This is a genomic window from Pedobacter sp. GW822-FHT03F06, from assembly GCF_058801365.1.
On record NZ_JBXANE010000008.1, the window covers coordinates 154,706 to 166,234 of the forward strand.

The 11,529-nt window shown below is 38.1% G+C and carries 11 protein-coding genes; 7 read left to right on the forward strand and 4 right to left on the reverse strand.

Features of this window, described 5'->3' with window-relative positions; all coding sequences use genetic code 11:
- Nucleotides 1–6 precede the first annotated feature (6 nt).
- Both AC1RJ8_RS15450 and AC1RJ8_RS15455 read right to left on the reverse strand, forming a co-directional pair.
- Nucleotides 7–279 (reverse strand): hypothetical protein, encoded by a 273-nt coding sequence (locus AC1RJ8_RS15450; protein WP_492954632.1) that lies wholly within the window; start codon nucleotides 277–279, stop codon nucleotides 7–9.
- Entirely contained in the window at nucleotides 279–1,625 is a 1,347-nt protein-coding gene (locus tag AC1RJ8_RS15455; protein WP_492954631.1) for a DEAD/DEAH box helicase, read from the reverse strand. Before AC1RJ8_RS15455 ends, AC1RJ8_RS15450 begins: the two co-directional genes overlap by 1 nt.
- 312 nt (nucleotides 1,626–1,937) lie before the next feature.
- Here AC1RJ8_RS15455 and AC1RJ8_RS15460 point away from each other — a divergent pair, with 312 nt between their 5' ends.
- Genes AC1RJ8_RS15460 through AC1RJ8_RS15470 form a run of 3 tightly spaced genes read left to right on the forward strand, consistent with a single transcriptional unit; the run spans nucleotide 1,938 to nucleotide 4,776 of the window.
- A complete protein-coding gene (locus tag AC1RJ8_RS15460; protein WP_492954630.1) occupies nucleotides 1,938–3,272 on the forward strand; it encodes a dihydroorotase in 1,335 nt (444 codons plus the stop codon).
- A 47-nt stretch (nucleotides 3,273–3,319) separates the two neighbouring features.
- Entirely contained in the window at nucleotides 3,320–3,694 is a 375-nt protein-coding gene (locus AC1RJ8_RS15465; protein ID WP_492954629.1) for a hypothetical protein, read from the forward strand.
- Between the two features lie 5 nt (nucleotides 3,695–3,699).
- The gene (locus tag AC1RJ8_RS15470; protein ID WP_492954628.1) at nucleotides 3,700–4,776 is read left to right on the forward strand and encodes a DUF3810 domain-containing protein; all 1,077 of its coding nucleotides are present in this window, start codon (nucleotides 3,700–3,702) and stop codon (nucleotides 4,774–4,776) included.
- Nucleotides 4,777–4,819: 43 nt separating this feature from the next.
- Here AC1RJ8_RS15470 and AC1RJ8_RS15475 read toward each other — a convergent pair whose 3' ends face one another.
- Nucleotides 4,820–5,401 carry a MiaE family protein gene (locus tag AC1RJ8_RS15475; protein ID WP_492954627.1) on the reverse strand — a complete coding sequence of 194 codons (582 nt, stop codon included), beginning with the start codon at nucleotides 5,399–5,401 and terminating at the stop codon, nucleotides 4,820–4,822.
- 153 nt (nucleotides 5,402–5,554) lie between these two features.
- Here AC1RJ8_RS15475 and AC1RJ8_RS15480 point away from each other — a divergent pair, with 153 nt between their 5' ends.
- The 4 genes from AC1RJ8_RS15480 to AC1RJ8_RS15495 all read left to right on the forward strand — a co-directional run bounded on the left by AC1RJ8_RS15480 (nucleotide 5,555) and on the right by AC1RJ8_RS15495 (nucleotide 10,923).
- Nucleotides 5,555–6,790: a glycosyltransferase gene (locus tag AC1RJ8_RS15480; RefSeq protein ID WP_492954626.1), complete on the forward strand. Its 1,236-nt coding sequence runs from the start codon at nucleotides 5,555–5,557 to the stop codon at nucleotides 6,788–6,790.
- Nucleotides 6,791–7,112: 322 nt separating this feature from the next.
- Nucleotides 7,113–8,969 carry a molecular chaperone DnaK gene (gene dnaK, locus AC1RJ8_RS15485; RefSeq protein ID WP_492954625.1) on the forward strand — a complete coding sequence of 619 codons (1,857 nt, stop codon included), beginning with the start codon at nucleotides 7,113–7,115 and terminating at the stop codon, nucleotides 8,967–8,969.
- Between the two features lie 403 nt (nucleotides 8,970–9,372).
- Complete coding sequence (locus AC1RJ8_RS15490) at nucleotides 9,373–9,807, forward strand: hypothetical protein (RefSeq protein WP_492954624.1); 435 nt, start codon at nucleotides 9,373–9,375, stop codon at nucleotides 9,805–9,807.
- An 84-nt stretch (nucleotides 9,808–9,891) separates the two neighbouring features.
- Entirely contained in the window at nucleotides 9,892–10,923 is a 1,032-nt protein-coding gene (locus AC1RJ8_RS15495; protein ID WP_492954623.1) for an Atu2307/SP_0267 family LLM class monooxygenase, read from the forward strand.
- Between the two features lies 1 nt (nucleotide 10,924).
- On the opposite strand, the gene AC1RJ8_RS15500 is transcribed toward AC1RJ8_RS15495, so the two are convergent.
- Nucleotides 10,925–11,368: a DUF4395 domain-containing protein gene (locus tag AC1RJ8_RS15500; RefSeq protein WP_492954622.1), complete on the reverse strand. Its 444-nt coding sequence runs from the start codon at nucleotides 11,366–11,368 to the stop codon at nucleotides 10,925–10,927.
- Between the last annotated feature and the right edge of the window lie 161 nt (nucleotides 11,369–11,529).

The following is an 11,529-nucleotide window of genomic DNA, read 5'->3' on the forward strand; positions in this document are numbered from 1 at the left end:
GTTTAATTACGCTAACTTTTGCAGAATTAACATGAGTACTGCCGCAATGAAGATAAAGATCACCTCTACCACCCAGATCCTTTTAATATCTTTTAACGTGAACCGGAAAATCATATCTGTAATAAAGGTTACAAGGATAAGGCAACCTAAAATCAGGAGATAAAAGCCACTCATATCCACATGGCGTGGTGCTGTACTTTTCTCTGAAACTAAATTTACGGCCACTAATCCCAAACCAATGGCACTAACGATATTTAAAGGCGTAATCCTAAACTTCATTACTTTTTCTTGTCGAATTTTTTACCTTTTTTAAAACTCTTTACCTGTTTGCCAGCCTTTGCCTTGGCTTTTTCTCTTACCTTTTTCTCTATCGCTGCAGCATGCTTTTTCTCGTGGAAAGCCCCTTTAAAATCAGGATCTTCCTTACGTTTCTGCATATCGATTTCCTTTGCAATATGCTGGCGCTCTTCGTAAGGGGTTTCATCAATAAAAACGCCTTCCGGGATCTCGGCCACTGGAATATATTGGCGGATTAATTTTTCGATCTTGCGGATATAATATTTCTCGGCATCTGTTGCAAAGGTAATTGCATCACCTTTGGCAAAAGCCCTACCGGTACGGCCAATACGGTGTACATAGTCTTCGATAATGATAGGTACATCGAAATTGATCACATGACTTACATCACTTACATCAATACCCCTACTCGCTACATCTGTAGCCACCAAAACCCTGATATTACCTTCTTTGAAACTATTTATAGAGTTAATTCTGGTGTTTTGTCCTTTATTCGCATGGATCACGCGAACATTTTCCGCACCATATCTGCGCTCAATAAAACTGAAAATATTATCGGCAACGGTTTTTGTTTTACAGAAAATGATCAGGCGGTTAAAAGCCTCATCATTCTTCAGCAAATGCTGCAATAGGTTAATTTTCGTTTTGAAGTTCGGAACATAATACAAAGTCTGCGTTACGTTTGCAGCAGGTGTTGCTTGCGCAGATGCCTCAATCACAAGTGGATTATTCAAGAAATCGCCTGCAATTTTCTGTACTAAATCGCTCATTGTCGCTGAGAACAACAAATTCTGGCGTTTACGCGGAACGATTTCCAAAATCCGGTGAATAGAACCGATAAAGCCCATATCCATCATTTTATCGGCTTCATCCAATACCAAAAACTTTAGGCTTTGGGTATTAATATCGCCAGCTAAATATAAATCCAGGAATCTTCCGGGTGTGGCAATCAGGATATCAACCCCTTTTGCAATCTGCTCTTTCTGTGTTTTCGGACCAATTCCACCAAAAATCACCAAAGAACGTAAATCGGTATAAGTAGAAAACAGCTTTACCTGCTCGGCAATCTGCATGGCCAGTTCGCGTGTTGGAGATAAAATCAATGCTCTTGGATTATCGCCCTGAGCGTATTTCAATTGCATTAAAATCGGCAAAACAAAAGCCGCGGTTTTTCCTGTACCAGTTTCGGCAATACCAAAAATATCCTGTCCAGATAATACTGGTGCAATTGCTTTTTCCTGTATCGGCGTGGCAACGGTATAACCTGCATCGGCAACTGCATTTAAAATTTGCCTGTTTAACTTAAATTCTTCGAACGATTTTGCCATAGCGCACAAAGATAGTGATTAAGGTTGAGGGTTTGAAGGTGTAAGGCAGAAGGTTTCAGTGCAATGTAGAATCTAAGCTTATTTTTATCAGAATTAGGAGTAAAGCAATTTTCGTAATTCTTCGGTTGCGGCAGTCCTGCTATTGTTTCAATCTTTTTGCGATTGTCAGTCTGAGCTTGCCAAAAAGTATTTCCACTTTATCAGGTTTATTAAACATAAAACAGTAATCCTTAGCTCAATTTCTTCCTTTCATCCTCCCAAACTTGATACTTGATACGCTCTACTTAATACTAATTTACTACCTTTGAAACCATGAATACTTACCTGATAAAAGCTGCTACAATTGTAAATGAAGGACAAAAAATTGTTGCCGATGTATTGATAAAAGATGGATTGATAACCAAAATCGGTCAAAATCTGTCTGCACCTGATGCGCAAGAAATTAACGCAACAGGACAATACCTTTTACCAGGCATGATTGACGATCAGGTACATTTCCGCGAACCAGGCTTAACCCATAAAGCCGATATTTTTACTGAAAGCATGGCCGCCGTAGCCGGAGGAATTACCTCTTTCATGGAAATGCCCAATACGGTGCCCAATACCTTAACACAGGGTTTATTAGCCGATAAATATGAAATTGCTGCCCAAACTTCGTTAGCGAATTACTCATTTTACATGGGGGCCAGCAACGACAATATTGAAGAGGTTTTAAAAACCGACCCTAAAAACGTTTGTGGTATTAAGGTTTTTATGGGTTCATCAACAGGGAATATGCTGGTTGACAACGAAAAAACCTTAGAAAACATTTTTAGCAAAGCACCAATATTAGTGGCTACCCACTGTGAAGATGAAGCAACCATCCGCCATAATCTGGCCGAATTTAAAGCTAAATATGGCGAAGATTTAACAATAGAGATGCATCCTTTAATCCGCAGTGCGGAGGCCTGTTATAAATCATCATCACTAGCGGTAGAACTGGCTAAAACTTATCAAACCCGCTTGCATATCTTACATATTTCTACAGCAAAAGAAATAGCACTATTTGATAATATTACGCCTTTAAAGGATAAAAAGATTACAGCGGAAGCTTGCGTGCACCACCTTTGGTTTAACGATAAAGATTATGCTTCAAAAGGGAATTTCATCAAATGGAACCCTGCGGTAAAAACTGAAGATGATCAGAAAGGTGTGCTTAAAGGTATTCTTGAAGATTATATTGATGTAATTGCAACGGATCACGCGCCACACACATTGGCAGAAAAGCAGCAGCCTTACGCTCAAGCCCCATCTGGTGGCCCGTTGGTACAACATGCCTTACCAGCACTGCTAGAAATGCATTTACAGGGTAAAATCTCTTTAGAGAAAATTGTTGAAAAAACAGCACACAACCTGGCCATCTGTTTTGATATCGAAAAACGTGGTTTTATCCGTGAAGGGTATTGGGCAGACTTAGTGTTGGTAGACTTAAAAGACTCCTGGACAGTAACCAAACTTAATAATTTCTATAAATGTGGTTGGAGTCCTTTTGATGGGGATACCTTCCAGGCCAGTATTACCCATACCTTTGTATCAGGAAATCTGGCTTATCAAAATGGCAAATTCACGACCGATCAGATCGGAAAACGTCTGACTTTTGCCAGATAGATTTGTTATATTTATCGAAGTATCCAATTAATATCATCGGTAAATTAATGCCTACATTCACTCCTCCTATCGAAGATAGAACAACAAAACAACTGCTATTAATTGTAGGCTCTCCAAATGAATGGGGTGAATCCGCCATAGAACAGGCCCAAATGGAGTTAACCTTAAGAAAGGTTGATGAATCAGAGATCAAACATGCAAAACACCAGTCGAAACAAAAGGTTAGATTAGAAAATTTAAAAAGAGCGAAAGAATCTTATTCCTTTTTCGACTTTATCTTTGAGCCAAGTACTTTTATAGAAGTTATAGTTTCCTGGGAATTAAGGAAAGATGGATACCTTAAAAAAGCAGACCAACAACAATGGCTAAGACCCATATTCATATTGGTAATAATTATGATAGTCATTATTCTTAGCTTATAATGTAGATGCAAAAAAGTAAATCTATCTATTCAAAATTTATTGCAGTTTTAGTAATTGCTTTACTCATTTATTTCTTTGGCTTCTTCCCCACCCTTGTCCAAAAATATTACTCAACAGGCTTTTACCCTTATATTTCTTCATCATTAAGGTTTATATCGTCTATTTTCCCTTTTGCCATTGGCGATATCATTTATGCTTTATTGATTGGCTTTGTACTTTATAAAATCATGAGGTTTTATAAACAACGAAAATCGCTAAAAAGACATGATAGGATTCTTGTTCCCTTACAAGTCTTTAGCTTCTTCCTGATGCTCTATATCATATTCAAAATTGTATGGGGTTTAAATTACAGTCGGCCAAGCGTAAGTGAAGAGTTGGGGATAGGCAGTGAAAAATATAATGTTAAAGAATTGGTTGTTCTTGGCGATTATTTTATCCAAAAAACCAATAATCTAAAACTGAAGCAAGGTAAAATTCCAGCTTACACGATCAAAGAACTGGAATCAAAATCAGCAGAAGCATATTCGCTTATGTTGCGAAAAAATCAATTATTCCAATATCAAAATCCTTGTTTAAAATCGGTTTTAAACTCGTGGATGATTAGTAAAATTGGCATTGAGGGTTATTATGCTCCGCTTTCTGGTGAAGCTAATATGAACATGAATCTGCCAGATTTTGTAAAACCTTATGTGAGCTGCCACGAAATAGGGCATCAGCTCGGCATTGCTTACGAAGACGAGGCTAATCTTTTGGGTTATCTAACAGCAAGCAACAGTCCCGATGTGAACTACCAATATTCTGCCAATTATGAAATGTTGCGGTATATTTTGTTTGAGATCAGAATGAAATCTCCTAACGATTATAAATTACTTTATGCAAAACTTTTACCAAAGGTTTTGGCCGATTTTAAGACCGAAAAAGAATTCTGGCGAAAGTACAATGGCGATATGTTCGGTTATATGGATGCCGCATTCGATAGCTTCTTAAAACTGAACAATCAGAAAAAAGGAATTAATAGTTATCAGGATATTGTAATTTGGTTGTGGAACATACATAAAAAGGAGTTGACAGTTGCCAATTAATAGTTAGTGATAAAAAACTATAACCTGAAAATTGCAAACTGAACTATCCGTGTATAGCCTCTCTCGTTCCGAAACTCTGAATTAATTCTCCTTCAAAATCTAACCATTCTTTCCAGCGTTTATCTACATCAACATCCGTACTGTATTTACGCGCAAAATTTAAAAATGTGGTATAATGTCCGGCTTCCGAAACCATCAGTTCGTGGTAAAACCTGGCCAGCTCCTGATCTTTTATATTTAACGAAAGTACCCTGAAACGTTCGCAACTTCTGGCTTCAATCATTGCCGCAAACAACAATCTGTCAATAAAAGCCATATTTCGGCTTCCGTCTTTTTTGCTAAATTTTACCAAACGGCCAACATAGTCATCTTTCCGCTCACGGCTTAAAGTATAACCCCGTTTTTTTATAATTTCAATTACCATCTGGAAATGCTGCATTTCTTCGATGGCAATCGCTGTTAATTCATCTACAAGATCCTGATGTTCTGAATTTTGAGTAATTAAAGTAATTGCATTGGTTGCCGCCTTTTGTTCGCACCAGGCATGGTCAGATAAAATTTCTTCTAAATTTGATTCCGCAATATTTGCCCAACGTGGGTCTGTCAATAATTTTAATCCTAACATGTAGTGCTTGTAATTGAGCTGCAAAATTAAGAATATTTAAGATACGTTTAATATCTCCCGCAGTTTTAAAAGATCATGCCGATTTTACATTTCACTCCGCGAAAATCATATTTATCTGCGGGAGCCAAAAAAAAGAGCTTATTTTGCAGGTAAATGAATACAAGCGCTAAGAAATTATTAATTATTGGATTTGTTTGGCCCGAACCCACTTCATCAGCAGCGGGTACGAGGATGATCCAATTGATTGATTTATTTCTGTCCAAAGGTTATCAGATCGCTTTTGCATCGGCAGCATCAAAAAGCGATTTCAGTTATGATTTTAGTAAGACCAGCGTTATTGAGAAACAAATCCAATTAAACGATCAAAGTTTCAACGTATTTCTGAAAGAATTAAATCCAGAAATGGTATTGTTCGACCGCTTTATGGTAGAAGAGCAATATGGTTGGCGGGTTCAACAGGAATGCCCTAATGCAGTTAGGATTTTAGATACCGAAGATTTACATTGCCTGCGAAGTGCCCGCCAGCAAAGCGACAAGAAAAAACAAGTTTTAGATTTATTTTCAGATACAGCCAAAAGAGAAATTGCTTCAATTTTACGCTGCGATTTAGCGATCATGATTTCGGAAGTGGAGATGGATATACTGAAAAATCAATTCAAAATTGATCCTTCACTAATTTATTATTTACCATTTCTCGAAGAAGAAATCGATCAGCAGACCATCGAAAACTGGATTTCATTCGAAGAGCGTGCTGATTTTGTTTTCATTGGCAATTTCCTTCATGAGCCCAACTGGAATACCGTTCAGGTGTTAAAAACGAAGATCTGGCCAGTACTCAGAAAAAGGCTTCCAAATGCATACTTGAATATATTTGGATCTTATGCCTCGCAAAAAGTGCTGCAGTTGGATAACAAAAACGAAAAGTTTTTAATTAAAGGAAGAGCCCTAGATGCCAAAGAAACCATTGCTAAACATCGAATATTACTTGCCCCTATTCAGTTTGGTGCAGGTGTAAAAGGTAAATTTATTGATGCCATGCGGGTGGGAACGCCCTCAGTTACCACATCCGTTGGCGCAGAAGCCATGAAAGGCGATTTAGATTGGAACGGTAGCATCGAAGATAATTTAGACCTATTTATTGATGAAGCGGTAAAACTCTATCAGGATAAAGATGCCTGGCAAACCTCCCAACAAAATGGTGTACAGATCATTAACCAAAGGTATTCGGCAAAACATTTTGCCGATCGATTTATGCAAGAAATTGAAAGATTATCATCAGATTTAATTATACACCGACAAAATAATTTTTTCGGACAGCTATTAAATCACCATACCGCCCAGAGCACCAAATACATGAGTTTGTGGATCGAGGAGAAGAATAAGAGATAGTCCAGAGTCTTTAGTCCGAAGTCTGGAGTCAGAGCCACGAAGTATAGTGGATTAAAGAAGAATAAGTATAGATTCGGGAGTAAATTTTATCCGTGACGAATTTCGCTTAGGTAACAGAACCCTTGTTAAATAAACCTGATGGTACGGAGCCGATCCTTCAATCGGCGGGAGGGACAGCAGGGCTGCTGCAACCGAAGAATTACCGGAGCGCTCATTTCCTAATGCTAAGCGTATTTGAAAGAAATCAAATTTAATCTATATAACATTTCAACTTTACAACATTTCAACAATTTTAGTACAACATTTGCTTACTTTTGTGCCCATGGCAAAAATATCGATTAACCTTGCTACAGGTTCGTTTCAAAAGGAAGAAATTATAGTAGGAATAGATTTAGGTACAACCAATAGTTTGGTGGCATTTATCAATCCAGATAAGAATCCGCAGGTAATTAACGATGCAGGTAAAGGTATATTGGTGCCATCAGTAGTATACTTTAATGGCCAGAATGAAGCCCTTGTAGGTAACGAGGCTAAAGAATACTTAACCATTGACCCTTCAAACACCATTTTTTCAGTTAAAAGATTACTTGGCCGCTCTTATAAAGACGTAGCTGAACACAAAGACATTTTTTCTTACAAAATTATAGATGATGATAGCGATGCTTTGGTGAAAATCTATGCTGGCGACCGTTTCTATACCCCGATTGAATTATCAGGCGAAATTTTGAAGGAGCTTAAGGCAAGAGCAGAACATGCGCTAAAAACACCAGTTAACAGAGCTGTAATCACTGTTCCGGCATATTTTAACGATAGTCAGCGCCAGGCCACAAGAGATGCCGGGAAACTAGCTGGTTTAGATGTGATGCGTATTGTAAATGAACCTACCGCAGCAAGTTTGGCTTACGGAATTGGTTTAGATCCTGCTCAACAAAAAACAATTGCCGTTTACGACTTGGGAGGAGGAACATTTGATGTTTCTATTCTAAAGATCCAGAATGGAATTTTCGAGGTTTTGGCCACAAACGGCAATACTTATTTAGGTGGCGATGATTTCGATCGTGCCATTTTAAATTACTGGCTGGAGAAAAACAACCTTGATGTAGCAGTTGTTGCTCAGGATAATATTTTGATGCAAACCTTACGCCTGCAGGCTGAGGCTGCAAAAAAAGCATTATCAACCCAAAATTTATACAACGAACAGCTTGGCGAAATCTGGTGCACGCTTGATAAACAAACTTTTGAGCAGTTAATCTCAGCAAAGGTTGAAGAAACCATTACCGCTTGTAAAAATGCATTAAAAGATGCAGATCTCTCTGCCGGTGATATAGATGAGGTAATTTTAGTAGGGGGCTCAACCCGTACACCATATGTAAAACAGGCCGTAGAAAATTTCTTCGGTAAAAAACCACAAGATAATATTAATCCTGATGAAGTAGTAGCACTTGGTGCCGCCATTCAGGCCGATGTTTTGGCAGGAAACCGTTCTGATATCCTATTGTTAGATGTTACCCCACTTTCTTTGGGCATCGAAACCATGGGTGGCCTGATGGATGTAATTATTGCCCGCAACAGTAAAGTACCTACTAAAGCCGGTCGCCAATATACCACTTCAATAGATGGACAGGTAAACATGAAAATCTCTGTTTATCAGGGTGAGCGCGATTTAGTGAAAGAAAACAGAAAACTGGCTGAGTTCGACTTAAAGGGAATTCCTGCAATGCCTGCGGGTTTGCCGAAAGTAGACATCAATTTTTTACTGAATGCAGATGGAATTTTAACCGTTCAGGCGATAGAGTTACGTTCGGGCGTTAAACAAGAGATAGAAATTACGCCAAGTTATGGCTTGAGTGACGATACTGTAGAGAAAATGCTCCTCGATAGTATAGAACATGCCAAAAGTGACGTAGAGCAGCGTATGCTTATTGAGGCAAGAGGTGAGGGTGAGCAATTGCTTTATACTGCAGAACGTTTTATCGCAAAACATGCCGAGCATTTAACCGAAGAAGAAATTTCAGCTACCAAAGTACACATCGAAGCACTTAGAACGGCTTTAGCTACTCAAGAAAAAGATACCATTCTGAAGAAAGCAGACGAGCTGAATGAATTTACCCGCCCATTTGCCGAACGCGTGATGGATGCAGCGATTTCTACGGCAATGAAAGGTAAGAAGATCGAGTAGGGCTCAGTTTTCATTCGGTAATTGGCAGTTTTCAATTGACAGATTCGGAGCGAAATCTTTGAGAGCAGCGAGTAGTCGTCATTTCGAGCGAAGTGCAACGCAGTCGAGAAATCTCCCTAGATAGATCTCTCCACTCCACTGCGTTCCAGTCGAGATGACGATGCTTTTTAGAGAAGCCTACCTAGACAATGTTTTTTATAGGAAAATTTAACAAAGGCAAACCAAAAAAATACATTTTAATCTGCCAATAAAACTAATCCAAATAATTATCTTCGGTTAAGGATACGTGCCCTGATGTTTAATCTATGAATAATTTAAACTCGAAAGGATGAGCAAAGTAATTGATGGTGTTTATAACTGACTTATTTCTATGAAGCTGTAAAAACCAACGCCTGTTTCAAACATGATTATATCGGTAAAAGTTAAAGATAATAGCAATTTGGGTCCATTACTCTATGTGTTTGGTTTCTTCCCATTATTTTTAATTAACCTCACTTTTATCTGTGACCTGAGTTATCTTCAATCAACATTAATTACAATGACAATATTGGTGGTATTTCTTATATTCTTTTTCAAAAATCTAATAGCCAAACAAGAGGAATATGCCATTATAGCAGATGAAAATGAGATCACACTCTTAAAATTGGGAACTTTTAAGTGGAATGAAATCAAAATGATTAAAGCTATTCCTGATCTACCATTTAGCCGTAACAGGTACAAATTCATGAATATTACTTTACAGAATGGTAAAAAGTTCAAGATCGACACTACTAACTTCGATTATCCTAATCACGAACTCGAAAGTATTTTTAAAACTTTAGGTAAACTGACTGATTAATTATAAGTCTTTACCTCTTTTCTTAACATACATCAAAAATGGCTAGCCCTGTATCCATTAACTTTGTTGAAATTATTTATCATTATGGAATTAGGTATCGGTATGTTTGGCGATTTGCAGATTAATGCAAAAGGAGAAATCCAACCCGCTCAGCAAAGACTTCAGGAAATTATAGCAGAAATAAAACTAATGGACGAGGTTGGTTTAGATTTCTATGGGATCGGCGAACATCATCGCCCTGATTACGCCGTATCAAGTCCTGAAATTATACTGGCCGCTGCAGCTACAGTAACCAAAAACATTAAACTAAGCAGCGCAGTTTCCGTTTTAAGTTCATCGGATCCGGTTAAATTGTATCAAAATTTTGCCACAATAGATTTAATTTCAAATGGCAGGGCCGAATTAATGGCCGGTCGTGGAAGTTTTATCGAATCGTTTCCGCTGTTTGGTTATAACCTACAAGATTACGACGAACTTTACGAAGAGAAGTTAGAATTACTCCTCAAAATAAATAAGGAGCCCAAAATCAGCTGGAAGGGTAAATTCAGACCAGAACTGAATAATCAAGAAGTGTTGCCTAGAGCTGTAAACGACAATTTAAAAATATGGGTAGCCGTTGGTGGAACACCAGAATCAGTAGAACGCGCTGGCAGACTAGGTTTACCTGTAATGTTTGCCATCATCGGTGGTCAGCCGATACAGTTTAAGCCGCTTTTCGATTATTATAAAAGAGTTTATGAAGCGTATGGGCATGACAAGAGTAAATTTGAAGTAGGTGTGCATATGCACGCTTTATTTGGCGAAAACAGTAACGAAGTTGCAGATTACTATTACCCACTTTATTCCGCTCAGATGAACAGGATCGGTAAATCACGTGGTTGGGCACCTTATCAACGCAATCAGTTCGACGCTGGCCGAAACAGTAGCGGAGCTTTAATTATTGGCGATGTAAACGAATCGGTAGATAAAATTTTGGCCATGGAAGAAACCTTTGGCTTAACACGTTTCTCAGCACATATGGACGTAGGAGGCCCATCGCACGCAGCGTTAATGAAATCAATAGAATTATTCGGAAGCAAAATTGCACCAAAAGTACGCGAGGCTTTAAAGAAGTAAATTAGGCCTCATTCTTTTTAGTGAAAATCTGCAAAAAAGAATAGATATAACAGCCTACACAGATGGCAAATAAGCTCTCTAACAAGGCGAAAACGATCATGACGGAGGTAAAAATCAGCGCTGCATTATAAAAATCAAATAGAAATACCGCGGTAATCAATAGGCAGAACCCAAAGCCCAAGGTTGCCGCGAACTTTTTTGGGGCCAGATCCTTCATTTTCGGCGAAAGCGAAAGTCCATCAGCTATTTTAATGGCGATAAATTTCAACAAACTAAATTTACCAATTGTAAATGCCCTTAAAGCAAAATCTAAAAGCAGAAAAACAATTGCCCAATAATTTGAAAACACAACACAAGTAATTGCGATCACAGCAACTATAAAGGCAATAATCCTAACTACATTTTCATTTATTCTTTCTGCTGATACCGGGCAAGATAATTCCATAGGGCTGATTTTGCCGTAAAATTAGCGAATTAATTTAATGTGTATACAATCCAACAAAAAACCACCCCCAACCCCTCCTTGAAAATAAGGACGGGAGCTGATTTATCAATATAAAATCTACAATGTGAACAACATTTTAATGCAGGTTCAGACTATAAACG